Origin of the sequence: Streptomyces sp. NPDC093111 (genome assembly GCF_040683955.1) — a bacterium.
GTDB lineage: Bacteria > Actinomycetota > Actinomycetes > Streptomycetales > Streptomycetaceae > Streptomyces.
The window spans coordinates 24,506-50,608 of the sequence record NZ_JBFBNW010000024.1 but is presented as its reverse complement, the minus strand read 5'-3'; the positions used below and the strand labels follow the sequence as shown (position 1 = coordinate 50,608).

The 26,103-nt window shown below is 73.1% G+C and carries 21 protein-coding genes, 4 tRNA genes and 1 other RNA gene; 14 read left to right on the top strand and 12 right to left on the bottom strand.

Annotated features, from left to right (window positions below; all coding sequences use genetic code 11):
* Positions 1-95: 95 nt before the first annotated feature.
* The 3 genes from purL to purS are packed head-to-tail and all read right to left on the bottom strand — an operon-like array spanning position 96 to position 3,267.
* Positions 96-2,345: a phosphoribosylformylglycinamidine synthase subunit PurL gene (gene purL, locus AB0Q96_RS33050; RefSeq protein WP_365331987.1), complete on the bottom strand. Its 2,250-nt coding sequence runs from the start codon at positions 2,343-2,345 to the stop codon at positions 96-98.
* Positions 2,345-3,025 carry a phosphoribosylformylglycinamidine synthase subunit PurQ gene (purQ, locus tag AB0Q96_RS33045; RefSeq protein ID WP_365331985.1) on the bottom strand — a complete coding sequence of 227 codons (681 nt, stop codon included), beginning with the start codon at positions 3,023-3,025 and terminating at the stop codon, positions 2,345-2,347. The genes purL and purQ overlap by 1 nt, the downstream gene beginning before the upstream one ends.
* Entirely contained in the window at positions 3,022-3,267 is a 246-nt protein-coding gene (gene purS, locus AB0Q96_RS33040; RefSeq protein ID WP_362467710.1) for a phosphoribosylformylglycinamidine synthase subunit PurS, read from the bottom strand. Before purS ends, purQ begins: the two co-directional genes overlap by 4 nt.
* A 361-nt stretch (positions 3,268-3,628) precedes the next feature.
* Here purS and AB0Q96_RS33035 point away from each other — a divergent pair, with 361 nt between their 5' ends.
* From AB0Q96_RS33035 to AB0Q96_RS33020, 4 genes are all read left to right on the top strand, one after another.
* Positions 3,629-3,973, top strand: coding sequence for an Lsr2 family protein (locus AB0Q96_RS33035; protein WP_365331982.1), 345 nt, complete (start codon positions 3,629-3,631; stop codon positions 3,971-3,973).
* A gap of 102 nt (positions 3,974-4,075) precedes the next feature.
* Positions 4,076-4,147: transfer RNA gene (locus AB0Q96_RS33030), tRNA-Gly, on the top strand.
* 80 nt (positions 4,148-4,227) lie between these two features.
* A tRNA-Gly gene (locus AB0Q96_RS33025) sits at positions 4,228-4,300 on the top strand.
* A 171-nt stretch (positions 4,301-4,471) separates the two neighbouring features.
* Positions 4,472-4,547, top strand: a tRNA-Gly gene (locus tag AB0Q96_RS33020).
* 52 nt (positions 4,548-4,599) lie between these two features.
* On the opposite strand, the gene AB0Q96_RS33015 is transcribed toward AB0Q96_RS33020, so the two are convergent.
* The 6 genes from AB0Q96_RS33015 to ffs form a co-directional block, all read right to left on the bottom strand.
* Positions 4,600-5,496 carry a phosphoribosylaminoimidazolesuccinocarboxamide synthase gene (locus AB0Q96_RS33015; RefSeq protein WP_365331980.1) on the bottom strand — a complete coding sequence of 299 codons (897 nt, stop codon included), beginning with the start codon at positions 5,494-5,496 and terminating at the stop codon, positions 4,600-4,602.
* An 88-nt stretch (positions 5,497-5,584) separates the two neighbouring features.
* The gene (locus AB0Q96_RS33010) at positions 5,585-7,045 is read right to left on the bottom strand and encodes a N,N-dimethylformamidase beta subunit family domain-containing protein (protein WP_365331978.1); all 1,461 of its coding nucleotides are present in this window, start codon (positions 7,043-7,045) and stop codon (positions 5,585-5,587) included.
* 404 nt (positions 7,046-7,449) lie between these two features.
* Complete coding sequence (locus tag AB0Q96_RS33005) at positions 7,450-9,315, bottom strand: hypothetical protein (protein WP_365331976.1); 1,866 nt, start codon at positions 9,313-9,315, stop codon at positions 7,450-7,452.
* 300 nt (positions 9,316-9,615) lie between these two features.
* On the bottom strand, positions 9,616-10,866 hold the full coding sequence (gene purD, locus AB0Q96_RS33000) for a phosphoribosylamine--glycine ligase (RefSeq protein WP_365331974.1): 1,251 nt from the start codon (positions 10,864-10,866) through the stop codon (positions 9,616-9,618).
* A gap of 61 nt (positions 10,867-10,927) precedes the next feature.
* Entirely contained in the window at positions 10,928-13,063 is a 2,136-nt protein-coding gene (locus tag AB0Q96_RS32995) for a DNA polymerase III subunit gamma and tau (protein WP_365331972.1), read from the bottom strand.
* Positions 13,064-13,200: 137 nt separating this feature from the next.
* An RNA gene (gene ffs, locus AB0Q96_RS32990) (signal recognition particle sRNA small type) lies at positions 13,201-13,299 on the bottom strand.
* Between the two features lie 117 nt (positions 13,300-13,416).
* On the opposite strand from ffs, the gene AB0Q96_RS32985 reads away from it, so the two are divergent.
* Together AB0Q96_RS32985 and AB0Q96_RS32980 are read left to right on the top strand one after the other, a co-directional pair.
* A tRNA-Ser gene (locus tag AB0Q96_RS32985) sits at positions 13,417-13,504 on the top strand.
* Positions 13,505-13,701: 197 nt separating this feature from the next.
* Complete coding sequence (locus AB0Q96_RS32980; protein WP_365331970.1) at positions 13,702-14,469, top strand: hypothetical protein; 768 nt, start codon at positions 13,702-13,704, stop codon at positions 14,467-14,469.
* A gap of 41 nt (positions 14,470-14,510) precedes the next feature.
* Here the strand turns inward: AB0Q96_RS32980 and AB0Q96_RS32975 are convergent, their stop codons facing one another.
* From AB0Q96_RS32975 to AB0Q96_RS32965, 3 genes are all read right to left on the bottom strand, one after another.
* Positions 14,511-15,071 (bottom strand): hypothetical protein, encoded by a 561-nt coding sequence (locus AB0Q96_RS32975; protein WP_365331968.1) that lies wholly within the window; start codon positions 15,069-15,071, stop codon positions 14,511-14,513.
* A gap of 71 nt (positions 15,072-15,142) precedes the next feature.
* Positions 15,143-17,002, bottom strand: a complete 1,860-nt coding sequence (locus tag AB0Q96_RS32970) for a hypothetical protein (RefSeq protein WP_365331966.1) — start codon at positions 17,000-17,002, stop codon at positions 15,143-15,145.
* A 359-nt stretch (positions 17,003-17,361) separates the two neighbouring features.
* Positions 17,362-17,682 carry a hypothetical protein gene (locus AB0Q96_RS32965; RefSeq protein ID WP_365331964.1) on the bottom strand — a complete coding sequence of 107 codons (321 nt, stop codon included), beginning with the start codon at positions 17,680-17,682 and terminating at the stop codon, positions 17,362-17,364.
* A 281-nt stretch (positions 17,683-17,963) separates the two neighbouring features.
* On the opposite strand from AB0Q96_RS32965, the gene AB0Q96_RS32960 reads away from it, so the two are divergent.
* From AB0Q96_RS32960 to AB0Q96_RS32925, 8 genes are all read left to right on the top strand, one after another.
* Positions 17,964-18,557, top strand: a complete 594-nt coding sequence (locus tag AB0Q96_RS32960) for a dienelactone hydrolase family protein (RefSeq protein WP_365331962.1) — start codon at positions 17,964-17,966, stop codon at positions 18,555-18,557.
* Positions 18,558-18,739: 182 nt separating this feature from the next.
* A complete protein-coding gene (locus AB0Q96_RS32955) occupies positions 18,740-19,156 on the top strand; it encodes a hypothetical protein (RefSeq protein ID WP_365331960.1) in 417 nt (138 codons plus the stop codon).
* Positions 19,157-19,177: 21 nt separating this feature from the next.
* Positions 19,178-19,837, top strand: a complete 660-nt coding sequence (locus AB0Q96_RS32950; protein ID WP_365331958.1) for an ABC transporter ATP-binding protein — start codon at positions 19,178-19,180, stop codon at positions 19,835-19,837.
* Positions 19,834-22,113, top strand: coding sequence for an FtsX-like permease family protein (locus AB0Q96_RS32945; protein WP_365331956.1), 2,280 nt, complete (start codon positions 19,834-19,836; stop codon positions 22,111-22,113). The genes AB0Q96_RS32950 and AB0Q96_RS32945 overlap by 4 nt, the downstream gene beginning before the upstream one ends.
* Before the next feature lie 184 nt (positions 22,114-22,297).
* Positions 22,298-22,510, top strand: a complete 213-nt coding sequence (locus AB0Q96_RS32940) for a DUF4287 domain-containing protein (RefSeq protein ID WP_365331954.1) — start codon at positions 22,298-22,300, stop codon at positions 22,508-22,510.
* A 27-nt stretch (positions 22,511-22,537) separates the two neighbouring features.
* Positions 22,538-23,419 carry an alpha/beta hydrolase gene (locus AB0Q96_RS32935; RefSeq protein WP_365331952.1) on the top strand — a complete coding sequence of 294 codons (882 nt, stop codon included), beginning with the start codon at positions 22,538-22,540 and terminating at the stop codon, positions 23,417-23,419.
* 110 nt (positions 23,420-23,529) lie between these two features.
* On the top strand, positions 23,530-24,591 hold the full coding sequence (locus AB0Q96_RS32930; RefSeq protein ID WP_365331950.1) for an aldo/keto reductase: 1,062 nt from the start codon (positions 23,530-23,532) through the stop codon (positions 24,589-24,591).
* A 172-nt stretch (positions 24,592-24,763) separates the two neighbouring features.
* On the top strand, positions 24,764-25,969 hold the full coding sequence (locus AB0Q96_RS32925; RefSeq protein WP_365331948.1) for a winged helix DNA-binding domain-containing protein: 1,206 nt from the start codon (positions 24,764-24,766) through the stop codon (positions 25,967-25,969).
* Positions 25,970-26,103 lie beyond the last annotated feature (134 nt).

The window sequence follows — 26,103 nt, the reverse complement described above, 5'->3', positions numbered from 1 at the left end:
AGTACTCCCTGGGCGACCGAGCGCACGACGAAGCCCCCGCCCGGTGTCGGACGGGGGCTCCTGTCCGTACCGGTGCGGGACCGGTACGGGACAGATCAGGCCAGCAGAGCCGGGATCGTCGCCTCGTGGGCCGTGCGCAGCTCCTCCAGGGAGAGGCTGAACTCGCCCTGGACGTCGACCGCGTCGCCGTCGACCACGCCGATCCGGGCGGCCGGCAGGCCCCGCGCACCGCACATGTCGGTGAAGCGGAGCTCCTCGCTGCGCGGGACGGCGACGACCGCACGGCCGGCCGACTCGCTGAAGAGGAAGGTGAACGCGTCCAGGCCCTCGGGCACGACCAGGCGCGCGCCGTTGCCGCCGCGCAGGCAGGACTCGACGACCGCCTGGACCAGACCGCCGTCGGACAGGTCGTGGGCCGCGTCGATCATGCCGTCGCGGGAGGCCGAGATCAGGATCTCGCCGAGCAGCTTCTCCCGGTCGAGGTCCACGGCCGGCGGCAGACCGCCGAGGTGCTGGTGGATCACCTCGGACCAGGCCGAACCGCCGAACTCCTCCTTGGTGTCGCCCAGCAGGTAGAGGAGCTGGCCCTCTTCCGCGAAGGCGATCGGGGTGCGGCGGTTGACGTCGTCGATCACACCGAGGACGGCCACGACGGGCGTCGGGTGGATCGCGACCTCACCGGTCTGGTTGTACAGCGACACGTTGCCGCCGGTGACCGGGGTGCCCAGCTGCAGGCAGCCGTCCGCGAGACCACGGGTGGCCTCGGCGAACTGCCACATCACGGCCGGGTCCTCGGGCGAACCGAAGTTCAGGCAGTCCGAGATGGCGAGGGGCTTCGCACCGGAGGCGGCGACGTTGCGGTACGCCTCCGCCAGCGCGAGCTGCGCGCCCGTGTACGGGTCGAGCTTGGCGTACCGGCCGTTGCCGTCGGTCGCCATGGCCACGCCGAGGTTGGTCTCCTCGTCGATCCGGACCATGCCCGCGTCCTCGGGCTGCGCCAGCACCGTGTTGCCCTGCACGAACCGGTCGTACTGGTCCGTGATCCAGGACTTGGAGGCCTGGTTCGGGGAGGACACCAGCTTCAGGACCTGGTCCTTCAGCGCGGCGCCGTCCTGCGGCCGGGGCAGCTTGCCGGCGTCGTCGGCCTGGAGGGCGTCCTGCCACTCCGGGCGCGCGTAGGGCCGGTGGTAGACCGGGCCCTCGTGCGCGACGGTGCGCGGCGGGACGTCGACGATCTGCTCGCCGTGCCAGAAGATCTCCAGGCGCTCGCCCTCGGTCACCTCACCGATGACGACCGCGATGACGTCCCACTTCTCGCAGATCTCCAGGAAGCGGTCGACGTGCTCGGGCTCGACGATCGCGCACATGCGCTCCTGCGACTCGCTCATGAGGATCTCCTCGGGCGAGAGCGTCGCGTCGCGCAGGTGGACCCGGTCGAGCTCCACGCGCATGCCGCCGGAACCGGCCGAGGCCAGCTCGGAGGTGGCGCAGGACAGGCCGGCGCCGCCGAGGTCCTGGATGCCCGCGACGAGCTTCTCCCGGAAGATCTCCAGGGTGCACTCGATGAGCAGCTTCTCCTGGAACGGGTCGCCGACCTGGACCGCGGGGCGCTTCGTCGGCTTGCTGTCGTCGAAGGTCTCCGAGGCCAGCACGGACACGCCGCCGATGCCGTCGCCACCGGTGCGGGCACCGTAGAGAATCACCTTGTTGCCGGGGCCGGAGGCCTTGGCCAGGTGGATGTCCTCGTGCTTCATCACGCCGATGCAGCCGGCGTTGACCAGCGGGTTGCCCTGGTAGCAGGAGTCGAAGACGACCTCGCCGCCGATGTTCGGCAGGCCCAGGCAGTTGCCGTAGCCGCCGATGCCCGCGACCACGCCGGGCAGCACGCGCCGGGTGTCGGGGTGGTCCGCGGCGCCGAAGCGCAGCGGGTCGACGACGGCGACCGGGCGGGCGCCCATGGCGAGGATGTCGCGGACGATGCCGCCGACGCCGGTGGCCGCGCCCTGGTAGGGCTCGATGTAGCTGGGGTGGTTGTGCGACTCGACCTTGAAGGTGACCGCGTACCCCTGGCCGACGTCGACGACGCCGGCGTTCTCACCGATGCCGACGAGCATGGCGTCGTTCTCGGGGACCTTCTCGCCGAACTGCTTCAGGTGGACCTTGCTGCTCTTGTAGGAGCAGTGCTCGGACCACATGACGGAGTACATGGCGAGCTCGGCGCCGGTGGGACGGCGGCCGAGGATCTCGCGGATCCGCTCGTACTCGTCCTGCTTGAGGCCGAGTTCCTTCCAGGGCTGCTCGACGTCGGGCGTCTCGGTCGCGTGCTCGACCGTGTCCAGAGTCATCAGGCGTTGACCAGCTTCTTGAGGATCGAGGTGAAGAATCCGAGGCCGTCGGTCTTGCCGGTGCCGACGAGCGGCTCCACGGCGTGCTCCGGGTGCGGCATGAGGCCGACCACGTTGCCCGCGGCGTTGGTGATGCCCGCGATGTCGCGCAGCGAGCCGTTGGGGTTCATGTCCAGGTAGCGGAAGGCCACCCGCCCCTCGGCCTCGAGCTCGTCGAGCGTGTGCTCGTCGGCGACGTAGCGGCCGTCCATGTTCTTGAGCGGGACCTCGATCTCCTGGCCCTCGGTGTAGTCCGAGGTCCAGGCAGTCTCCGCGTTCTCCACCCGCAGCTTCTGGTCGCGGCAGATGAAGTGGAGGTGGTTGTTGCGCAGCATGGCGCCCGGCAGCAGGTGGGCCTCGGTGAGGATCTGGAAGCCGTTGCAGATGCCGAGGACGGGCATGCCCGCCTTCGCCTGCTCGATGATCGACTCCATCACCGGCGAGAACCGGGAGATGGCGCCGGCCCGCAGGTAGTCGCCGTAGGAGAAGCCACCGGCCAGGACCACGGCGTCGACCTGCTTGAGGTCCTTGTCGCGGTGCCAGAGCGAGACGGGCTCGGCGCCCGCGAGGCGGGCTGCGCGCAGCGCGTCCTGGTCGTCGAGCGTTCCGGGGAACGTGACGACGCCGATGCGTGCGGTCACGACTCCACCTTCACGATGAAGTCTTCGATCACGGTGTTGGCAAGGAACGTTTCGGCCATCTCATGGATGCGGGCGAGGGCGGCCTCGTCGACCGGTCCCTCCACCTCCAGCTCGAAGCGCTTTCCCTGGCGGACGTCGGCGATGCCCTCGAATCCAAGGCGGGGCAGTGCGCGTTGCACCGCCTGTCCCTGGGGGTCGAGGATCTCCGGCTTGAGCATGACGTCGACTACGACGCGTGCCACTGGCACTCCCGGTGGTGTGTTGCGTGGGCGGTTCCCTCAGCGTACCTGCCTCCAAATTCTACGCGGGTAGAAGTCTGAAGGATCCTACAAAGGGCCCCAGCACGGCGCCCCGATGAATTCAAGTGGAATATCGCCCGCCGACCGGGACACGCGGAAACAATTGAGTGGGCTTCACAATGCGCCACCCGTCACTGTACAAAGGGAATGCAGAGCAAAAACCCGACGTGCGCGACCGGGCGCGAACGAGCACCAGACCAGCGCAGTATTGCCCCTTGGAGAGCTGCCACATCGGCATCGCCGCACGTCAGAGCGGCACGATCGTCGAGAAGGGCCGGCGATCCGCAGGAAAGGACCGATATCCGTGGCTCAGCGTGTGGTGGTCACCCTCTCCGACGACATCGACGGCGGAGTAGCGGCGGAAACAGTCGCGTTCGGTCTGGACGGGAAGACGTACGAGATCGACCTGAATCCCGCCAATGCAAAGAAACTGCGCAAGGCGCTCGCGCCCTACCTGGCCGCGGGCCGCAAGCTGAGCGCCCGGTCCGCCGGCGCCGCGCGCACGCTGCCCGAGGGCGGCTACAAGCACACCGCGCTCGCCCCCGCCCCGGCCGCGGTCCGCGCCTGGGCGCAGTCCAACAAGATGGACGTGCCCGCCCGCGGGCGCATCCCGAAGCGGGTCTATGAGGCCTTCCGCGCCGCGAGCTGACCCCGCGTCCGACCCCGGATTTGCATCCCACCCCCCATGATCCGCTAGAGTCTGGAACACGCCGAGGGGCGAGGCCGAAAGGCCCCGGACCTCAAGCAGCGTGCGGGTGTAGTTCAGTAGCAGAACAGCCCCCTTCCAGGGGGAAGGCGCAGTGTGCAATCCCTGTCACCCGCTCTGCATCGCGTTACCGAGCACTCCGGTGCATCAGGTAGAGTGGTGCTCGCGCCGCCCGGTGAAAGCCGAGCGGAGGCAATGCGGACGTGGCTCAGTTGGTAGAGCATCACCTTGCCAAGGTGAGGGTCGCGAGTTCGAATCTCGTCGTCCGCTCAGGGAACGAAGGCCCCGGTTCATCAGAACCGGGGCCTTCGTCGTGCGCGCCGCCTTTCCATCCCCCCGCACCCTTGTGGATCTGTGTCGACCGCCACAACCACGGCCCCGGAAAACCCTGTCATCGGCACCCGGAACATTGGGTATAGTTAGCAGCGCGCTTCGGCGCATGCGGACGTGGCTCAGTTGGTAGAGCATCACCTTGCCAAGGTGAGGGTCGCGAGTTCGAATCTCGTCGTCCGCTCCATGAAGAAGCCCCCGGTCGAATCGACCGGGGGCTTTCTCGTTCCCCGCGTTCCTTACCAGGTGGTCCCGGTCAGGCGCTCGTACGCCTCGATGTACTTGGCGCGGGTCGCGTCCACGACCTCCTGCGGAAGCGCCGGCGGCGGCTGCTCGCTCTTGCGGTCCCAGCCGGAGGCCGGCGAGGTCAGCCAGTCCCGCACGAACTGCTTGTCGTACGAGGGCTGGGTGCGGCCCGGCTGCCACTCGGCGGCCGGCCAGAACCGGGACGAGTCCGGGGTGAGGACCTCGTCGGCGAGGACCAGCCGCTCCCCCGCGAAGCCGAACTCGAACTTGGTGTCGGCGAGGATGACGCCCCGCTCGCGCGCGATGTCACGGGCCCGGCCGTACACGTCGAGCGTCGTCCGGCGCAGCAGCGCCGCCGTCTCGGCGCCGACCTGCCGGGCGACCTCCTCGTACGAGACGTTCTCGTCGTGGTCGCCGACCGCGGCCTTGGTCGCCGGGGTGAAGATCGGGGCGGGCAGCTCGGAGCCGTCGGACAGGCCCTCGGGCAGCGCGAGACCGCAGACCGTGCGGGACGCGTCGTACTCGACGAGGCCGGAACCGGTGAGGTAGCCGCGGGCCACGCACTCGACCGGGACCATCTCCAGCGAGGTGCAGATCAGCGTGCGGCCCTCCCAGTCGGCGGGGGCGCCGGCTGGCAGCTCGGTGGAGAGCACGTGGTTCGGGACCAGGTCGGCGAGCAGGTCGAACCACCACAGGGACAGCCTGGTGAGGACCCGGCCCTTGTCGGGGATCTCGGTCGGCAGCACCCAGTCGTACGCGGACAGGCGGTCGCTCGCCACCATCACGAGCTCGCCCGCCTCGTTCCGGTACAGGTCGCGGACCTTGCCCGTGTGGAGATGGGTCAGGCCCGGTACCTGGACAGGCTCGGGCTTTTCTACGAATCCGGACACGGTTCCTCCGCGTAGGTTGATCCAGGAGCGTGTCCGATTCTCTCGCACATCCGGGCGGAACCCGCCGCCAGGCCCTGTGACCCCCCGCTCAGTCCCTCTTGCAGATCCGGTCGAGCAGGTTCGCCGTGGCCCGCTGGACCCGGGCGTCCACATGGCCCGGCCGGTCGAGGGCCGGCGACCAGGCGAAGGTGCCGGCCGCGAAGACCCAGGCGCCCGACGGGGCCCGGTAGAGACTCGTCTCCTGGTGCCGGAGCGCCCCCTCGCTGTCCCGGTAGGGCGAGTGGGCCAGCAGGATGCGGCCCTGGTGCTCGGGGAGCGCGGTGCGCGGGAAGTAGCGGTCCGCCTCCCCCGCGACCAGGCCCGGCAGCTCGTCGCCCTCGCCCGCGCCGGTGGCCTCCCACAGCCAGTGCTCCGCGTTCCGTACGACCAGCGGATACGGTTCGGGCACCCGCCCCGCGTACTGGATGCCGAGCAGCTGCTGCTCCGGCCGGTCGACCTCCCGCCACAGCGCCGGGCGGCCGGGGCCGCGGCGCTTGCGGCAGGTGAGCAGCCGGTCCGGGGCGCCGGACGGCGACGGGCCCAGCTCCACCTGCCAGTACATGGTGTTGGCGGAGAGGAAGACCAGCGAGGTGCCCTGGTCGCGGGCGAGCTCGGCGGTCCGGCGCATGGGCGCCGACCAGTACTCGTCGTGGCCCGGGAAGACCAGGCCCCGGTAGCGGCTCGGGTCCACCCGGCCCGCGTGCAGGTCGCGGGTCTCGGCGTACGCGAGGTCGTAGCCGTAGCGCTCGGCCCAGCGGATGAAGTCGTAGGCGTGGCCCACGTGCAGCGGCAGGCCCGCGCCCGCGTACGGGCGGTCGAAGGAGACCGTGACGGCCGCCTCCTCCTCGCCGAGCAGCCGGCCCTCCTCGTCCCAGGCGTGGTAGAGGCTGGCGCCCGTCCGGCCGTCCTCCGGATAGAGGTTGTACGCCTGCCAGGTCACGTCCGGCAGCACGAGCAGCAGGTCCGCCGGGTGGCTGTCGCGGACCGTGAACGGGATGTGCGAGCGATAGCCGCCGACGGTGGTCAGCACGGCGACGTACGCGCCGATCGACCAGTACGACGGGATCTGCAGCCGCCAGGACTGCCACCAGTGGTGACAGGAGACGGTCCGGTCGGCGGTCAGCGGGGCCGGCTGCACGATCCCGGAGAGCCGCGGACTGGTGGTGATCTTCGCGGCTCCGTCGCCGCCGTAGTGCCCGATCCGGTAGATGTCGACCGAGAACTGCTGCGGCGGGTCCACCGTGATGTGGAAGTCGATCGCCTCGCCGGGCGCGACGGCCCCGCTGGAGACGAAGCCCTTGATCTGACCGTGCACGTCGTCGGCGGTCCGCGGCCCGCCGACACCGCCACGGGCCAGCGTCTCGTCGGCGTACCAGGGCACCGTCTGCCCGTTGTCGTCGACGTAGTTCTCGGAATGACGCAGCCAGGGCAGCGGGCCCTGACCGAAAGGATCCGACACGGCGTGGGCGAGCGCGCCCGACTCCCACCGCCTGATGTGCTCCGCCCCCATCGTGCGCCCCTCCCTCGACTCCCCCGGCCGTCCGGTCAGTGCCTCTGGATACTGCCTCTGTCAGTGCCGGTCTCCAGCACATCACATAACGCACGCGGTCCGTCACCGTTCGTCGTGAATTGACGAGAGTGGAACCAGCCACTCCGGTGTGCTGAGCTGCGCACGAGCCTCCATCGGGGGTCTCGTGGAGGGCCCGGGGAGGGCCGGGGGAGGGCGTCGCGGAGCGCCTTCGGGAGGGCCGGGGGAGGGCAGCGCGGAGCGCCTTCGGGAGGCGTCCCCGAGGGGCTTGGTCCGGCTTCGCGCGGGGGCCTTCGGGAAGGGTCTCCGAGGGGCTTGGTCCGGCTTCGCGCGGGGCCTTCGTGTGGCTTGCGCGGGCCTTCGTCGAGGCTTCGCGCGGGGCCCGGTCAGACCAGCCGGACCGGCTTCTCCGGGCGTACGCCCGTCCTCGCCAGCCAGGCGCGCAACGGCTCCGGGTCGCCGTCCTCCACCAGGGCGAGGACCACGCCGTTCAGATCGGTGCTGCGCACTCCGGCGACGAGCAGTGCGGGCCCGTCGAGCCAGTCCAGCCCCGGGGCCGCCTCCGCCGTGTCCACGGCGGCGCAGCAGACCATGGCCGCCACGTGGTCGGCGAGCAGGTCCCGCCCGGTGCGGGGCGGCTGGAGCGGGACCAGCGGCAGCCCCCCGTCGGGCCCCTCCACGACGGGCACCACCGGGCGCAGCCCCTCCTCGCGGGCCGCCTGCGCGGTGAGCGCGGCGGCGAGCACGTCGGCGGCGGGGTTTCCTACGGGGTCGGCGTCGACGTCCGGGTCGACGTCCAGGTCGGAGTCCGGGTCGGCGTCCGAGTCGGGATCGAGGTCGGCGTCGGGGGCCGGCTCCGGGTCGAGGCGAGCGGCTTCGATTTCGGCGTCGTCTCCCGTGGCGGCGTCGTCTCCGGCGGCGATGTCCGCTTCTGCGGCCGGGGTCCCCGGGTGGGGTCCGGGGGTGGCGAGGCGGGCCATGACGCGGGACAGGGTGGGGCCGTCGTCGGGGGCGTCCTCGGGGCCGTCGGGCGTCCCGGTGGACGCGCGGGCCTCCGTGGGGTGCGGCCCGTCGGGCGGGCCCAGGCGGTCGAGGACCTGGTGGAGGCGGGCCGCGTCGGCGCGCCATTTGCGGTCGACGACCTCCTCCGGATACTCGCTCCACTCGACCGGCGCCCAGTCCGGGCCCGGTTCGGCGGGGCCGCCGTGGAAAAGGCGGGCGGCGAGCAGCGAGGTGGCCGCGTCGACCGCGCCGGGCTCCTCCAGGAGGTCGCAGGCGGGGCGCTCGCCGAGCCGGGAGGTGTAGCCCTCGGCGAGGCGGTCGCGGCGGGAGAGCTCGGTGAGGGCGGAGACCACGCCCGCGTCCAGGCGCGCGGGCCAGCGGCCCATCCGCCAGGCGGGCAGCGCGACCCGGGTCAGCAGCCGGTCCCAGCCCGCGTAGGCGAGGCCGACCTGTTCCTGGGCGACGATCCGTACCCCGTAGTCCACGGCCTGCGCGCGCTCGGAGCCGGCCGCGGCCACGCCCCGCTCCATCTCGGCGGCGTGCGTGCGACAGCCCACGAGCATGATCCGGGCCAGCCGGCCGACGCCGAGCGCGCCCAGCTTGCGGACCGGGTCGAGGCCGGGGCGCCGGGGCACGGCGACCGCCGCGTCCAGGCCCCGTACGAAACGGCGGGCGGCGGCTATGTCGGGGTGGGCGGCCGGTCCCGTACCGGCGACGACGGGGGCGAGGACCGCGCGGAGCTCTCCGACGCGCATCCACCACAGGAAGGGGGAGCCGATGACGAGGACGGGCGCGTCGCCGCCGCGGTGCCGGCCGTGGGCCGGGTGCGAGCGGTCCTCCAGCCAGCTGTCGCAGTCCGGCGTCAGGGCTATCGCGGAGGGCGCGGGGACCCCGAGGCGGTCGGCGAGCTCGCGGACCATCCGGTAGAGGTCGGGGGCGGAGGTCTCGGCGAGCTCCACCGTCGGGGTCACGGCGGGGCGGGCCCGCGCGACGACCAGGGCGACGGCGGCCGCGACGAGGAGGACGCACACCGCGACGACGGAGACCACCCAGCGGGCGGTGTCCCAGGCGGGGCCCGTGAAGTGCTCGGTGGCGCCGCCCGCGTAGAGGACGACGGCGACGGCCGCGGGGAGCACCGCGGCCCCCAGGGCCCTGCCGCGGACGCGGAGCACGGCCAGGGCGCGGACCCGCGCGGCCCGCGCGCCGAGCTCCTCGCCGATCACCGAACCGGTACCGGACACGCCGTCCATCACCCCCTCCTGCCCTCGTCGGGACCACCCGTGGCGGTCTTGCTCACTCCCCCACTGTGGCATCCGCGGCTGACATCGCAATGCCGGTGGGCCAAGTGCCGGAACACCGCCGGAACGCCTTCGCCGCACCCTAGTTGGGGCTTCGGCGGGCGTCATCCAGACGGGCGAACCGTCACTCGATGGAATGGCTTTGGGTAAAGGTGATGACGACAGCGCGGCCGTGCTGTTCACTGCACGGCCGCGCTTTCGCACTGCTTGATCCTGCTTCGTCCCGCCTGGTGGCGGTCGGTTCCGGTTCGCTCAGGCGCCGGCGGCCTTGAGGGCGATGTCCGTACGGTGCTGGGAACCGTCAAGGCGGATGCGGCCGACTGCCGCGTACGCGCGCTCGCGGGCCTGCGCCAGGTCCGTACCGGTGGCGGTCACCGAGAGCACCCGGCCGCCGGCGCTGACGACGGCGTCGCCGTCCCGCTTGGTGCCGGCGTGCAGCACGTACGCCTCCGGGGCGTCCGTGGCGGCGACCTCGTCCAGGCCGTCGATCGGGTCGCCGGTGCGCGGGGTGCCCGGGTAGTTGTGCGAGGCCACGACCACGGTCACGGCGGCGTCGTCGCGCCAGGTGAGCGGCGGCTGGTCGTCGAGGGTGCCGTTGGCGGAGTTCAGGAGGACGCCCGCGAGCGGGGTGCGGAGCCGGGCCAGCACGACCTGGGTCTCCGGGTCGCCGAAGCGCGCGTTGAACTCGATGACCCGCACGCCGCGGCCGGTGATCGCCAGGCCCGCGTACAGCAGCCCGGAGAACGGGGTGCCGCGGCGGCGCAGCTCGTCGACGGTCGGCTGCAGGACGCTCGCCATGACCTCGTCGACCAGCTTGGGGTCGGCCCACGGCAGCGGCGAGTAGGCGCCCATGCCGCCGGTGTTCGGGCCCTCGTCGCCGTCGAGCGCGCGCTTGAAGTCCTGCGCGGGCTGGAGCGGGAGGACGGTGGTGCCGTCGGTGATGGCGAAGAGGGAGACCTCGGGGCCGTCCAGGAACTCCTCGATCACGACGCGGTCGCAGGCGAGGGCGTGCTCCCGGGCCTGTGCCAGGTCCTCGGTGACGACGACGCCCTTGCCGGCGGCGAGGCCGTCGTCCTTCACGACGTACGGAGCGCCGAAGGCGTCGAGCGCCTCGTCGATCTCCTCGGGGGTGGTGCAGACGTAGCTGCGGGCGGTCGGGACGCCGGCCCCGGCCATGACGTCCTTGGCGAACGCCTTGGAGCCCTCCAGCCGCGCCGCCTCCTGGGACGGGCCGAAGGCGGGAATGCCGGCCGCGCGGACGGCGTCGGCGACGCCCGCGACGAGCGGGGCCTCCGGGCCGACGACGACCAGCTCGGCACCGAGCTCGGTGGCCAGGCGGGCGACGGCGTCGCCGTCGAGCTGGTCGACGGCGTGCAGCTCGGCGACCTCGGCGATTCCGGCGTTGCCGGGCGCGCAGTGCAGAGCGGTGACGTCGGGATCGAGAGAGAGGGAGCGGCACAGGGCATGTTCGCGGGCGCCGCCGCCGATGACGAGGACCTTCACGTCAGCCAGGGTAGCCCGCGGCGGCGGGTGCCCCTTGTGCGGGCCACCGAGCGAGACGCCGCTACTCGTTGGTGTATTCCTCCAGGACCGTCGCGCCGAGCTCGCGCACGATCAGGTCGTGGCCCGAGAGCGCGGAGTCCACGAGGTCCGGGTCGTCCTCCTCCGGCACGTCGTCCTCGGGCGCCACGGGCGGCGGCGCCTGCGGCGTGTGGACGGGGGCCGGGGCGTGCCGCACGGGCGGCGCGGCCTGCGCGGGGGCGGGGGCCGGAGCCGATGCCTGCGGCGCGGGCGGCGCGGCCTGCGCCGGGGCGGGCGCGGCCGGACGGCCACCGAAGCCGCCGCCGCCGAAGCCGCCGGCGGGGGCTCCGCCGCCGGAGAATCCTCCGGTGTTGGACGGCGGGGCGGCACCGCCCGAGGGGTCGATGATCGCCTCGACGCGCCAGTTCACGTTGAACTGCTCGGCGAGGGCGGCCTTCAGCACGTCCTCGCTGCCGCTGCTCGCGAAGTTGTCCCGGGCGCCCGCGTTGAGGAAGCCGAGCTGGAGGGTGGTGCCGTCGAAGCCGGCGACCTGCGCGTTCTGCGAGAGCAGGATCCAGGTGAAGCGACGCCGGCCCTTCACCGCCTCCAGGATCTGCGGCCACATGTTGCGCACCTGAGCGGCGCCCGCGGCCATGCCGCCGCCGCCCGCCGGCGCGGCGGGCTGGGCGGCGGCCTGCGGCACGGCGGCCGGGGCCTGCGGCGCGGACGCCGCCGCGGCGGCTCCCGGCCAGGCGCCGGGCGCACCGCCACCGGGCTTGGCGGCACCGGGCCACGCACCGGGCCGGGGCGCCTCGGCGGCCTCGGGCTGGGGCGCGGGGGCCTGCTGGTACGCGACGGGCTCGGGCTGGACGGGGGCCGGCGCGGGAGTGGGGGCGGGCTGCGCGGGGGCGGCCTGCGGCACCGGGGCGACCGGCGGCGGGACATGCGCCTCGGCCGTCGGCACGTACCCCATCTGCGGCGCGGGCGACTGCGTCGTGAACACGGGCGCCGGCGCGGCGGCGGCGCCGCGCTCCAGCCGGTCGAGCCGCGCCTGCGTCGACCGCTCGTCGTCGAAGGCGGCGGGCAGCAGCACGCGCGCGCAGATCAGCTCCAGCTGGAGCCGCGGCGAGGTCGCGCCGCGCATCTCGGTCAGACCGGTGTTGACGAGGTCGGCGGCCCGGCTCAGCTCGGCGGCGCCGAAGACGGACGCCTGCGCCTGCATGCGCTCGATGACGTCCACCGGGGCGTCGACGAGCCCCTTCTCCGCGGCGTCGGGCACGGCCGCGAGGATCACCAGGTCGCGCAGGCGCTCCAGGAGGTCGGCGACGAACCGGCGGGGGTCGTTGCCCCCCTCGATGACCCGGTCGACGACCTCGAAGGCGGCGGCGCCGTCACCGGAGGCGAAGGAGTCCACCACCGAGTCGAGCAGGGACCCGTCGGTGTAGCCGAGCAGGGAGGTCGCCATCGCGTACGTCACACCGGCGTCGGTGGCGCCCGCGAGGAGCTGGTCCATCACCGACATCGAGTCACGCACCGAACCGGCGCCGGCCCGCACGACGAGCGGCAGCACGCCGTCCTCGACGGGGGTGCCCTCGCGGCCGCAGACCTCGCCCAGGTACTCCCGCAGGGTGCCGGGCGGGACGAGCCGGAAGGGGTAGTGGTGGGTGCGCGACCGGATGGTGCCGATGACCTTCTCGGGCTCGGTCGTCGCGAAGATGAACTTGAGGTGCTCCGGCGGCTCCTCGACCACCTTCAGCAGGGCGTTGAAGCCCGCCGAGGTGACCATGTGCGCCTCGTCGATGATGTAGATCTTGTACCGGCTGGAGGCGGGCCCGAAGAAGGCCTTCTCCCGCAGGTCACGGGCGTCGTCCACGCCACCGTGCGACGCCGCGTCGATCTCGATGACGTCGATGGACCCCGGCCCGTTGCGCGCGAGGTCGAGGCAGGACTGGCACTCCCCGCACGGGGTGGGGGTCGGGCCCTTCTCGCAGTTCAGGCAGCGCGCCAGGATCCGCGCGCTGGTCGTCTTGCCGCATCCACGGGGGCCGCTGAACAGGTACGCGTGATTGACCCGGTTGTTCCGCAGCGCCTGCTGCAGCGGGTCGGTGACATGCTCCTGCCCGATGACCTCGGCGAAGGACTCGGGGCGGTAGCGGCGGTACAGCGCGAGAGACGACACGTATACGAGGTTATAGGCGCCCACCGACAACCCGGGAACGACGACCGGGCCGGGAACGACGACCGGGGAACAGTGACCGGCCGGGAAGCGACGAGCGGCCCGGGGCACGACGGCCCGGGAACGACGACCGGGCCGGGAACGCAAGCGCCCCCCACGCACCCGCCAGAGCCGACCTACCCTTGCTGCCTTCCGGCCCTGGGGGAGTTCAGTCAGATAGCGCCACGTGAGGGGCTCCGCCCAGAGTACCCGATCCCAGCCCCTCCGCCGCCACCCCCGTCGACCTGCGACCTTCACCGACCCCCGCCCGGAATCGTGTGCGCGAGCACCCCCTCCGGTCATGTAATGTTCTCCCCGGAGGATTCGCCTAGTGGCCTAGGGCGCACGCTTGGAAAGCGTGTTGGGGGCAACCCCTCACGAGTTCGAATCTCGTATCCTCCGCCAGTGCCTCACCGGGCACGATGTCGAAGGGCCCCACCGTTCGCGGTGGGGCCCTTCGACGTTTTCCGGGACCGGCAGGAACCGGGGCCCCCGTCCGCCCGTCATCTCCACGGGACCGCCACGTCCAGCTCCACGGACGCGGAAGCGGCACCGTCCCTTCGCTCTTCACCGTCGAAGTACGTCGAGGTCCGAGGAGATCCATGGCCGACACCGTCCACTCACTGATCGCCCGCCTGCACGACCTGCTCGTGGCGCAGCTGACGGAAGGGCCCACCACGGGGGTCGCGGGAGTCCACGACGTCGTGGCGCGGGCCGCGGGGCTCGGGCCGGACGGCGCGTGGATCGCCGCCGCGGGCCATGTGAGCCTCGGCGGGACGGCCCTCGTGCAGGGGCAGCCGGACCGGACGATCTCCCACCTCGAAGCCGCGGTGGAAGCCGGCTACAACGACTGCGTGGCGCTGCACGCGGGACCGGTGCGCCCGCTGCACCGGGATCCCCGCTTCCAGGCCCTGTACCGGCGGATGCGCGTCACCCAGGGCGACCTCGACGAGTTCTTCTGGCTGCACCGGGAGATGTGGACCGCGGTACGGGACGCCCAGGACGCCACCGTCGACAACATCGGGCGCCTCGACACCGGGGTGTCCTCGCTGCCGCAGGCCCCCATGCCCACCCGCGAACCGCACACCGTCGGCGTCCTCATCACCCGCGTCGACCTCGCCGCGACCCAGAGCGCGCTCCGACAGGCCGCCCTGAAGGCGGAGTTCCAGCGCAGCGCCGGCAACACCAGCCTCGACCTCATCGACGGCTCCTGGGACCACCCGCGCGCCCTGTACGACGCCCGGCACGCCGACGAGCTGGAGACCCGGCGCCGGCAGGCCGCCGAGGCCCGCGCCTTCGTCGAACGGCCCGGCGCCGGGACCACCCTCGGCGCCTGCCCGCCGCTGGGCTCGATCACGTACCCCTCCTGACCCCGGGGGGGAGGAGTCCGGCCCGTCCCTGGGTTCCCGCGCTACACCGGGCAGGGGCGGTACTCCAGGCTGAGTTCGCGGTCGACGGCGTAGCTGGTGCGCATGGAGGCGTCGGTGACCTTCTCCCAGGAGCCGTACTTCGCGTAGAGCTGGTCGGCCGTGGGGCCGAGGGGGTTGCCGTACTTGGCCTGGTTGCGCTCCTCCAGGACGCGGACCTCCTCGGGGGTCATGCCCGCGCGGGTGATCTCCTTCGCCTGGTTGCGCATGTCGACCAGTTCGCGGGCGATCTCCTCCTCGGAGGCGCCCGCCTCCCGCATGTCGGCCTCGGTGCGGTGCATGTCCTCCAGGAGCTCGTGGTAGCGGATGCGGGTCCGCTGGGCCTCGACCTTCTGGTCCATCGGCAGGACGCGGATGCGGCACACCACCGGGTCGGTGCTGGGACAGGGGTCGTCGGCCGCCACCGGCGGGGCGAGCGGGGCGGTGATGATCGAGCCGCAGGCGTCCGCCGCGGTCGCGGTGGTGGACCCGGCGGTGGTCAGGAGCGCGACGGCCGCCACGAAGGGCAGCAGGGCACGGCGCGGCAACGAGGAGGAAAGGCGCATGGACGCATCCTCGACAACCGCGCCGGGCCCGTTCACGCAGCCACGCCGCGTGATCACCCGCGCGGGGCCGGTCAGTTCAGCCGTGTGTCGATGGTGACGGTGTTGTTGCCCGGTCTCGGGTCGGGCGTGCTGCCGGTGACCTCGGCGGTGTTCGTGATCTGCGGCAGAGACGTCAGCAGCGCCTTCACCGCGATGGTGACGGTGACGTCGCCGCCCCGGGGGAGCGTGCCGAAGGAGCACGTCACCGTGTCCGTGGCACCCGGCGGCGGCTTGTCGCAGCCACCCGTGGACGGGGTGGCGGCGACGAACCGGCCGCTCGCCGGGAGGTGGTCGGTGACGACGACGTCCTCCGCCGCGGTCGGGCCGTGGTTGTGGACGCGGACGGTGTACGTGAGGGTCGCCCCGTTCGTCACCGGTTCGGGGCTCGCGCTGACCGACGCGGCCAGGTCGGCGCTCGGCCGGGAGACCGCGACCGTGTGGTGGTCACCCGCGGCGATCGAGGTCACGCCTTCGAGGAGCCGCGCGCAAGGCGCCTTCTGGCCGAAGGCGCAGACCCGGACGGGCGTCAGGGCGTTCCCGCCCGCCGTGCCGTCGCCCAGCTGGCCGGCGGCGCCGTAGCCCCAGGTCCGGACGGTGCCGTCGGAGCGCAGCGCCACACTGTGGAACCCGGTGCCGCCCGCCGCCACGGCGGTCACCCCGCTCAGATGCGTGGTGCAGCCGCCGGGCGCGCAGACCTGCACGGGGGCCTTCCTGTTCGTGGTGGTGCCGTCGCCGAGCTGCCCGTCGCCGTTCGCGCCCCAGGAGACGACGGAGCCGTCCGTACGCGCCGCCAGCGCGTGTCTCGAACCGGCGGCCACCGACCCGACCCCCGTCAGGAACGAGGCGCACGGCGCGGTCCCTCCGACGGCGCAGACCTGGACGGGGCTGCTCGTCCGTGCGCCGGTGCCGTCGCCCAGCGCGTCGCCGAATCCCCAGCTACGGACGGTCCCGTCGGCGCGGGCGGCCAGGCTGAAGAACTCGCCCGCGGCCACGGACACGACGTCGGCCAGGCCGGACACCTGCACCGGTGTCGTCCGGGTCGTGGTGGTGCCGTCGCCGAGCTGCCCGTCGCCGTTGAAACCCCAGGCGGCGACGGTGCCGTCCGTCCGTACCGCCAGGCTGTGCTGGTAACCGGACGCCACGGCGGTGACGTTGCCGAGGAACGACGTGCACGGCGCCGTCGTGTACCGCTCGCACACCCGGACCGGCGTGAGCCGGTCCGTCCCCGTACCGTCGCCGAGCCGGCCCCCGGAGTTGCTGCCCCAGGTCACGACCGTGCCGTCGGCGAGCACGGCCGAGCTGTGCAGGTCCCCCGCCGCCACGGACACCGCCCCCGTCAGGAACGCCCCGCACGGCGCGCTCTCCCCGACCGCGCACACCCGCACCGGCGTCACCCGGTCCGTACGCGTCCCGTCACCGAGCTGCCCGAAGCCGTTGTCGCCCCAGCCGACCACGGAACCGTCGGCCAGCAGCGCCACCGTGTGCCCGTCAGCTGCCGCGACCTTCACCACCTCGTCGAGCGGCGCGGTACACGGCGCCGCCGCGCAGACCCGCCCGGGGACGGCGCTTGCGCGGACCGTCGTACCGTCGCCCAGCTCACCGGTGCCGTTGGCGCCCCAGGCGAGGACGGTGCCGGGGGGAGCCTGGCGGATGTCACGGGGGGCGGCCGCGTCGGGCCTGGCGGTCCTGTGGGCCGCGCTCGGTCCGCCCCCGGCGTCGGCGTGCGCGGTGCTGTCGGCGTGCGCGGTGCTGTCGGCGTGCGCGGGGGACGAGGTGACGGACAGGCCGAAGGCTGCGGCCAGGACGGCGACGAGGACGACGAGGACGACGGCCAAGCCGGTGACCGGGCGGGCCGCGATCGGGGTGGTGGCCGAGACCGCTGGGGTGGTCACCGGGAGGGATGGTCTTCGTGTGGTCGGTCCGGGCCGGGGGTCCAGGGCGGGCATGCGCGCTCCTCTCACGGGGCGGGCCGGACCGCCGGCGGGGCTCACCGACGCCTCCGGCCGACGCGCTCACCATGCGGCCACCTCGGAGCACCCACGCGTCAGCGACACCTCGCCTTCACCCGATCAGTGCGCGGGTCGCGGCCGGGTGGGTGGGCCGGCGCCTACAGGTCGCGCGGGAACTCGCGGGCCGCGTGGGGACGCGTGTGTCGGCAGGTAGCCGAGCGCGTCGTTGACCGGGCGCGTGTACGGGTAGGTGTCGGCCGTTCGGATCACCGTACGGATCGCCGTGCAGATCGCCAGGTGGGTCAGTCCTCGAAGTTGTCGCTGGCCAGGCGGAGGGCCAGTTCCTGGAGGATCGGTTCCGTGCCCGGCTCCGCGCCCGCCGCGTCGTGGGCGTCGGCCACGGCGTCGAAGGCGAGGATGAAGCCGTTGACGAGCGCGCTCAGCGGGTCCGAGAGCTGGGCGAGGACGGCGAGCCCGGCCTCCTCGGCGGTCGCGTCCACCGGCACCGAGAACTCGCGCGGAATCACCTCGCCGAGCAGGTCCGAGACGAGGCTCTCGTCCACTCCCCCACGCAGCGCCGTCAGAGCGGCGATGGCCTTGAGCTTGATCTCGTTCTCCGTCACGTACCGAGCCTAGGAGTCCCGCCCGCGCCGAAATCGCGCGACACGGCCTCGGCCGCGCTGTATGCCTGCGGCCTGTACGTGACGACCGGGACCGGGGACGGGCGGGAACACCGAGGCCACGTACCGGCTCCCCCGGCACGCCTTCGCGCACCGGAACGTGGCGCGCCTCGGCCTCAAGACCGATGCGCGCCACGCGCGTTCGCGCGCCCCCATCAAGAGTCCTGGATGATGAGCGGGCATCGAGGAACGCGAAGCGAAACGAGAAACGGGGGCCGCTCGCCATGGCCGAGGTACTGCTCTTCCACCACGCTCACGGGCTCACCCCCGGCGTCCTCGCCTTCGCCGAGGAGCTGCGGCGCGCGGGGCACACCGTGCACGTGCCCGACCTGTACGAGGGCCGCACGTTCGACAGCCTGGAGGCCGGGGCCGGGTACGCGCAGGAGGTCGGCTTCGGCACGCTCGTCGAGCGCGGCGTCCGCGCGGCGGACCCGCTCCCCGGACGGATCGTCTACGCCGGCTTCTCCCTGGGCGTCCTCCCCGCCCAGAAGCTGGCCCAGACCCGGGCGGGCGCGGCGGGGGCGCTGCTCTTCGAGGCGTGCGCGCCGGTGGAGGAGTTCGGCGCGAGCTGGCCGGACGATGTGCCGGTCCAGGTGCACGGGATGGACGCCGATCCGTTCTTCGCGGGCCAGGGCGACGCCGAGGCGGCCCGGGCGCTGGTGGCGGGGGTGCGCGACCGGGCGGGGCGCGGCGAGCTGTTCCTCTACCCGGGGGACCGGCACCTGTTCACGGACCCGGGGCTCGACGGGTACGACGCGGAGGCGGCGGGCGTGCTGATGGGGCGGGTGCGGGGGTTCCTGGCCGGGTTGGGGGAGTGAGGGGCCGGGGAGCGGAAGGAAACGGGCGGCGTTGAACGGGCTTCGGGGGTGCGGGTGTTGACGATCCGGTCCCGCTGATTCACCAGAAGGTGGGAAGGAAACGATCCACCATTTCACTACGGTGAGCAACGCACCCAATACTCAGAGCCACGAGATTCCTTGGTGCTCTGAGTGGAGGCGTTGTGCGGAAGTGGGTGTCGGTGGCGGCGGCCGCCGGGTTGTTCGTGGGTGGCATGGGTGCCGCGGTGGCGGATTCGTGGCAGGAGATCAGGACCCGGACCACTGACGGCTCCAAGTTCCGCGACGCGAAGTACCGCTGGGAGCCCAAGGACAGCAATCACGGGGGCTTCCACTTCAAGGGCGACCTGGTCGACAGCTTCCCCAACGACGGCCACAACGTCTACCTGCAGGCGAAGGTCCAGGGCTACGCTTGGAACCGTTTCAACGGCGTCCAGCGGCAGTCCGTCCACCTGGACCAGGTGGTGTACGACGGCGCGGCCCGGTACTCCACGGATGCCTCGATCCGGGTGTGCCGTGACCGGGGCTCGCTGCGGCCGGACAACTGCTCCCCCGAGCTCTCCTACCACCGGAAGGGCTGACGGCACGGAGCGCACATCACCATGAACGCCGTTCTCCGCGCTGAGCGCGTGGACCTCTTCTACGGTGCGCACCAAGCCGTCAGTGGCGCCGAGTTCACACTGCGGCGCGGTGAAGTGGCCGCTGTCATGGGGAGCAGTGGATCCGGCAAGTCCTCCCTGCTCTACTGCCTGGCCGGGGTGCTCGCCCCCACCGGTGGCCGGGTCGTCTTCGACGGTGTCGACCTCGCGGCCCTCGACGACGACGAGCTGAGCACGCTGCGCCGGGAGCGGTTCGGGTTCGTCTTCCAGTACGGCGAGCTGCTGCCCGAGCTGACCGTCGAGGAGAACGCGGCGCTCCCGCTGCGGCTCGCCGGCCAACGCAAGGCGCCCGCGCACGCGGCGGCCGGCGAGGTGCTGGGGCGGCTCGGTATGACCGAGTTGCTCCAGCGCAGGACCTCCCAGCTGTCCGGCGGCCAGAGCCAGCGGGTCGCCGTCGCGCGGGCCCTGGTGCACCGCCCCGCCGTGGTGTTCGCGGACGAGCCGACCGGCGCCCTCGACAGCGCCAACGCCACCTCCGTACTGGACGAGTTCCTGCGGCTGGCGCGCGATCAGGGCACGGCGGTCGTCATCGTCACGCACGACGAGAGCGTGGCCGCGCGGGCCGACGTCCAGTACACGATGTCCGACGGAGTCCTGAAGTGAACGGCTTCCTGTTCGGGCTGCACCTGCTGTGGCGCGGCGGGAGGCGGGGGCGGGCCCGCTTCCTGCTGATGACGGGCGGATGCGCGCTGGGGGTGGCCTGCCTGGCCGCCGTCCTCACCATTCCGGGGATCATCGACGCCCACGAGGCGCGGTCCGGCGAACGCAATCCCCGGCCGGTGGCGCAGGACGCGCCCTCGCGTCCCGCCTCGGCCGTCGTGTACGCCACGCGTCAGGACGCGTACGGATCCGAGCCCTTCCACCGGGTGTTCGTCGCGCGGACCCGACCGGGGCCGACTCCGCTGCCTCCCGGCGTGGACCGGCTCCCCGCGCCGAACGAGGTGATCGTCTCTCCTCGGCTGCGCGAGATCCTGGCGGAGGAACCGGGCATCGCCGGACTGCTGCCCGGGAAGGTGGTCGGTGTCATCGGGCCGGCGGGGTTGGCCGGTCAGGACGACCTCTACGCGTACGTGGGACGGACGAGGCAACAGCTGCCCTCGGACGCTTCCGGGCTCCGCTCGTTCGGTTCCTCGTTCGATCCTCATCCCGTCGTGGAAGAGTCCACGCTCGACATCCTCCGCTTCACGCTCGCCTGTATCGTCCTGCTCCCCCTCGCCGTGTTCCTCTCCGTCTGCGCCCGGCTCTCCGCCGAGTCGCGGGCCCGCAGGCTGGCCGCGCTGCGGCTGGTCGGGCTGAGCGTGAAGGACACGCTGCGGGTCAACGCGGGCGAGACGGTGGCCGCCGCGTTCCTCGGGGCGGTCGTCGGTGTCGCCGGATACCTCGGCCTCAACGAGGTCATGGCCCGGATCGGTCTCCCCGGGCTCCACTGGTATCCGGCCGATGGACGGCCGGACGCCACCACCCTCGCCGTCTGTCTCGTGCTCTGCCCGGCGCTCGCCTGGTTCGTCGGACGGCGTTCCGCCCGCGAGGCGGCGCTCACCCCGCTGAACGTGCGCCGGACCGCTCAGCGCAAGCCGCCGAAGAAGTACGGGGCGCTGCTGCTGGTGCCTGGGCTCGGCGTCATCGGGGGCTACTGCGCCCTCAGCGTCATCGGGCGGGACCCGTCCGGGGGCAGCGCCGGCGCGGTCCTCGTTCCCGGGGCGGTGCTCCTCACCGGCGCGGGGCTGGTGTTCGGGCTCGCCTCCGTCACCGCGTGGCTGGCCCGTCGGCTGGCCGGTCGCGTGCGGTCGCTGCCGCTCACCCTCGCGATGCGCCGGGCCGAGGTCGAACCCGGCAGCGCACTGCGCGTCGTCACCGGGCTCGTCCTGCTCGTGTACGCGGCCTCGCTGACCCAGGGCGTCCTGGTCGAGCTGGACCAGGTGAGCCGTCGCACCGCGCCCGTCCAGGAGTACGCCTTGCCCGTGGACGCCCTCGACACCCACCAGCGAGCCCGGCTCAGCCAGGTGGAAGGCGTACGAGGCCAGGGGCTCACCGCCGACTCGTGGGTCCGCTCCCTCGACGTGGACACTCCGCGGATCACGGCGGCGTTCGCGACCTGTGCCCAGCTGGCCTCCTTCACGAAGTCGAGCAGCGGCTGCGTCGACGGCAGGGTGCTCCGCGTCGAGGAGCCGGACACCCTGCGGAATGCGGATGGCCGGCCCGGCCGCGGCTTTCCGTTCCTCCTCGACAGCGGGAGGAAGGTCACCGTCGTCGTTCCGCAGGAGACGGTGACCGTGTTCGCCTGGCAGCCTTCGGCGTTCTCCGGCATCGACGTCCTCATCCCCCCGTCCCTCCTCCCCCCGGGCACCGTCCCCGCCGACGGCACCATCAGTCTCGTCACCCCCTCCGACCCCACCACCGTCCGTGCCGCGCTCGACGCCATCGGCGCCATCGCGCCCACCGCCGAGGTCGAGCCCGTCGGCATCGTCGTCAGCTCGCTGCACCAGCTCACCGTCATCCGCAGCCTCCTCGCCGCCGGCATGGTGCTCGGGCTTGTCGTCGGGGTCGCCGCGTTCGTCGTGTCGGTGGCCGATCGGGCGATGGAGCGGCGGGGGCAGGTGGCCGCGCTGGCCCTGCTGGGGGCGCGGGGCGGGACCCTGCGGTGGGCGCAGTGTGCGCAGGTCGTGCTGCCGCTCGGGGTGGGCCTCGGGGCGGCTGTCGTGACCGGGTGGCTGGCCGAGTCCAGCTACCTGATCACCGGCGGCGGCGCCGTGCACTGGGACTGGGCCGGGTTGCCGTTGCTGGTGGTGTCGGCGCTGGGAGTGCTGGTGGTCGGCGGGCTGGCCTCGCTGCCGCTCGTGCGGAGGCATGTCGATCCCGAGCACATCCGGCGGGACTGAACCGAGCGCCTCCGCAGGGGGCGCCCCGCAGAGTCGAAAGAAAACCGTGGCCCCGCCGATGAGTTCTCGGCGGGGCCACGGTCTCTACTCTCGACAGTCACGGCAGTTCACCACAGCTCAGACGACTCAGACAGCTCACGGCAGTCACCCCGTCATCCGCGCCCCGCAGAGAAGAGGCCAGCCCATGTCCGCCACTCCCCCCGCCAAGGGCCCCGCCAGCTACTTCCCCTCCATCGAGAAGAAGTACGGCCGCCCCGTGTCCGAGTGGCTCGGGCTCATCGAGAGCTCCCCGCTCACCAAGCACATGGAGCTCGTCGCCTGGCTCAAGTCCGAGCACGGGATCGGTCACGGTCACGCCAACGCGCTCGTCGCCCACGCCCTCGCCGGCGCCAAGTAGCCTGTTCTGCCCCTCGGAGAAAGCCGTATGAACGTGAAGCAGCGGGAAGTGCCCGGCGCATGGACCGAGCACGTCCTCGTACGGGACGGAGTGCGGCTCTCCTACCGTGACTGGGGCACCCCCGGCGACGGCTCAGGCGGCGGCTCCGGTCGGGCGTTCCTCCTCCTGCACGGGCTCGCCGGGCAGGTCGGCGAATGGGACGCGCTCGCCCGGCTCCTGCGCGCCGACGGGCACCGGGTCGTCGCGCTCGACCAGCGCGGGCACGGCGCGAGTGAACGGCACCCCGCCGACACCTCGCGCGCCGCGTACGTCGCCGACATCATCGCCGTACTCGACGATCCCCGCCTCGGGCCCGCGTACGGTCCCGGGGGCCGGCCGCCCGTGCTCGTCGGGCAGTCGTACGGCGGGCACGCCGCCTTCCTCGCCGCCGCCGCGCACCCCGCGCGCCTCGCCGGAGCCGTCCTCGTCGAGGCCGGACCCGGACCGGCCGATCCCGGGAACCCCGAGGAGATCGGGGGCTGGCTCAGGGCCTGGCCCGTGCCCTTCCCGTCCCGCGAGGCGGCCGCCGAGTACTTCGGTGGCGGTCCCCTGGGGGACGGCTGGGCCGGTGGTCTGGAGGAGCGCGACGGGGGCTGGTGGCCCCGGTTCGACCCCGAGGTGATGGTCGCCTCGCTCGCCGAGAACACCGGGCGCGACTGGTGGGAGGAGTGGGCCTCGATCGGCGTTCCGCTGCTCTCCGTCGTCGGCGAGAAGGGGTTCCTTGAGGGGGCCGAGTACGACGGGATGGCCCGGCTCCAGCCCGGCCTGCGGGGCGCCTGCGTCCCCGGCACGGGACATGACCTGCACCTGGAACGGCCGGACGCGCTGCACGAGCTCGTGGCCCGGTTCGTGGACGAGCTCCCGCGCTGAACTCCGCGCCCGGTCCGCCCTGTTCGCTCCGCACCCGCCCCTCCCCCTCGGCTCCACGCCCGCCCCTCCCCCTTGCCTTCGAGCGCGCTCCAGCCCCTAGGGTGCGGCGCATGCGCTATCGGGTACTCGGCGGGACCGGGATCGAAGTCAGCACCTACTGCCTCGGCACGATGATGTTCGGGGCGGTCGGCAACGCGGATCACCAGGAGTCCGTACGGGTCATCCACGCCGCCCTCGACCGGGGCGTCAACTTCGTCGACACCGCCGACATGTACTCGGCGGGCGAGTCCGAGGAGATCGTCGGCAAGGCGCTCCGCGACCCGCGCCGGCGGGACGACACCGTCCTCGCCACCAAGGTGTACTTCCCGGTCGGCGGTGAGGGCCCCAACCGGGGCGGCAGCTCACGCCGTTGGATCACCCGCGCCGTGGAGAACAGCCTGACGCGGCTCGGCACCGACTGGATCGACCTCTACCAGGTGCATCGGCCCGACCACCGCACCGACGTCGAGGAGACCCTGGACGTCCTCGGCGACCTGGTCTCCCAGGGCAAGATCCGCGCCTTCGGCTGCTCGACCTTCCCCGCCGAGGAGATCGTCGAGGCGCACGCCGTCGCCGAACGGCGCGGGCTGCGTCGCTTCCGCACCGAACAGCCCCCGTACTCGCTGCTCGCCCGCGGCATCGAGGCGTCCGTGCTGCCCGTCGCCCAGCGGTACGGGATGGGGGTGCTGACGTGGAGCCCGCTGGCGTCCGGGTTCCTCAGCGGCGGCTACCGCCGGGGGCTGCCGGTCGACCTCACGCGCGGGCGCGCCGCGCTCACCCCGCACCGCTTCGACCCCGCCCTCCCCGGCAACCAGGCCAAGCTGGACGCCGTCGAGGAGCTGGTCGGCGTCGCCGACTCCCTCGGCTGCACGCTGCCCGAGCTGGCCGTCGCGTTCGCCGCCGCCCACCCGGCGGTGACCTCCGTCATCCTCGGGCCCCGGACGATGGACCAGCTGGAGGGGCTGCTGAAGGGGGCGTCCGTGGTCCTGACCGACGAGGCCATGGACCGGATCGACGCGATCGTGCCGCCCGGGACCGACCTCTACCGGCCCGACGGCGTCTGGCGCCCGGCCGCCCTCACCGACGCCTCGCTCCGGCGCCGGCCGGTGGGCGAGCGGGCCGCGGCCGACTGAGCCCCGGCCGGGGGCGATCCAGGGCGCGACCACCGTGCGGGGGGGGGAGACAGAGAACCGCAGCGAGCCGGCGGCGGACCTCGGCGGGCACACGTACGCGTGCGGGAGGACGGTGCCGGATTTCCTGCCCCTGTGAACGGTGCCGGGCACGATTCGAAGCCATGCTGAGGCCATGAGCAGAGGCGAGAAGAAGCACGGCAGGGTCGTCGGCCCCGAGGAGCGCAGGGCCCGGCTGGCGCTGCGGCACCGGCTGGCCGGGGCGGCGCGGGCGAAGACCGCCGAGGAGGTCGCCGGAGCGCTGGTGGCGCTGCACGCGACCGACCCGGCGACGGTGTTCCTGGCGGCGGGGGCGCGGCTCGCGGAGGGCCGGGATCCCGTGGCGGAGGTGGAGCGGGCGCTGTACGAGGAGCGGACGCTGGCCCGGATGCACGGCATGCGGCACACGGTCTTCGTCGTGCCCACCGGTCTCGCCACCGCCGTCCACTCCTCCACCTCCACCGCCGCCGCGGTCCGCGAACGCACCAGTCTCCTCAAGCAGTTGGCGGCCGGCAGCGACCTGGACGCGGCCTGGCTCGCCGAGACCGAGCGCCTGGTCCTCGCCGAGCTGGCGGAACGCGGCGAGGCGACGGGGGCCGAACTCGGCACCGCCGTACCGAGGTTGCGCGAGCAGTACGTGTACGGCGTCGGCACCGCCCAGGAGGGGCCGCAGTCGGTGTCCAGCCGGGTGCTGCGGGTCCTCGGCATGGAGGGCCGGATCGCGCGGGGCCGTCCGCAGGGGTCCTGGACGTCGAGCCGCTTCCGCTGGGCGCTGACCCCGCCCCACGGTGAACTCCCCGCCGCCGAGGCCCGGTCGGAGCTCGTACGGCGCTGGCTCGCCGCGTACGGTCCGGCGACCGAGGCCGATCTGAAGTGGTGGACGGGCTGGAAGGTCACCGACGTCCGCCGCGCCCTGACCGCGCTCGGCGCCGAGCCGGTCGCCCTGGACGAGGCCGGGACGGTCGCCCATCTCCTCCCCGACGACCTCGATCCCGTACGGCCCGACGCCGTCGCCCCGTGGGCGGCCCTGCTGCCCGCGCTCGACCCGACGCCGATGGGCTGGCAGTCCCGCGACTGGTACCTGGACCCGGCGCACCGGCCCGCGCTGTTCGACCGCAGCGGCAACATCGGGCCGACGGTGTGGTGGAACGGGCGGATCGTCGGCGGCTGGGCGCAGCGTCCGGACGGCGGGATCGCGCTCCGGTTCCTCACGGACGTCGGCGCCGACGCGGTCCGCGCGGTCGAGGCGGAGGCCGCGCGGCTCGCCTCCTGGGTGGGCGAGGTCCGGATCACGCCGCGCTTCCGTACGCCGCTGGAGCGGGAGCTGGTGGCCGGAGGCTAGCGGCGGGAGGGCTGGCGGCGGGGCGAGCGGCGGGGGCCGGGCGGCGCGGCTCGCCCGTACGGGGGAACCCGTACAGGTGAGCCCCGGCGAGGTGTCGAGAAACCCGCCCCGGCTCCGACGTCTCCTGTGAGAAG

Coding starts and splice junctions, on each gene's coding strand:
- purL (WP_365331987.1), bottom strand. CDS start 2,345: ATGACTCTGGACACGGTCGAGCACGCGACCGAGACGCCCGACGTCGAG.
- AB0Q96_RS33010 (WP_365331978.1), bottom strand. CDS start 7,045: ATGGGGGCGGAGCACATCAGGCGGTGGGAGTCGGGCGCGCTCGCCCAC.
- AB0Q96_RS33005 (WP_365331976.1), bottom strand. CDS start 9,315: ATGGACGGCGTGTCCGGTACCGGTTCGGTGATCGGCGAGGAGCTCGGC.
- AB0Q96_RS32980 (WP_365331970.1), top strand. CDS start 13,702: ATGGCCGACACCGTCCACTCACTGATCGCCCGCCTGCACGACCTGCTC.
- AB0Q96_RS32975 (WP_365331968.1), bottom strand. CDS start 15,071: ATGCGCCTTTCCTCCTCGTTGCCGCGCCGTGCCCTGCTGCCCTTCGTG.
- AB0Q96_RS32960 (WP_365331962.1), top strand. CDS start 17,964: ATGGCCGAGGTACTGCTCTTCCACCACGCTCACGGGCTCACCCCCGGC.
- AB0Q96_RS32950 (WP_365331958.1), top strand. CDS start 19,178: ATGAACGCCGTTCTCCGCGCTGAGCGCGTGGACCTCTTCTACGGTGCG.
- AB0Q96_RS32940 (WP_365331954.1), top strand. CDS start 22,298: ATGTCCGCCACTCCCCCCGCCAAGGGCCCCGCCAGCTACTTCCCCTCC.
- AB0Q96_RS32935 (WP_365331952.1), top strand. CDS start 22,538: ATGAACGTGAAGCAGCGGGAAGTGCCCGGCGCATGGACCGAGCACGTC.
- AB0Q96_RS32930 (WP_365331950.1), top strand. CDS start 23,530: ATGCGCTATCGGGTACTCGGCGGGACCGGGATCGAAGTCAGCACCTAC.
- AB0Q96_RS32925 (WP_365331948.1), top strand. CDS start 24,764: ATGAGCAGAGGCGAGAAGAAGCACGGCAGGGTCGTCGGCCCCGAGGAG.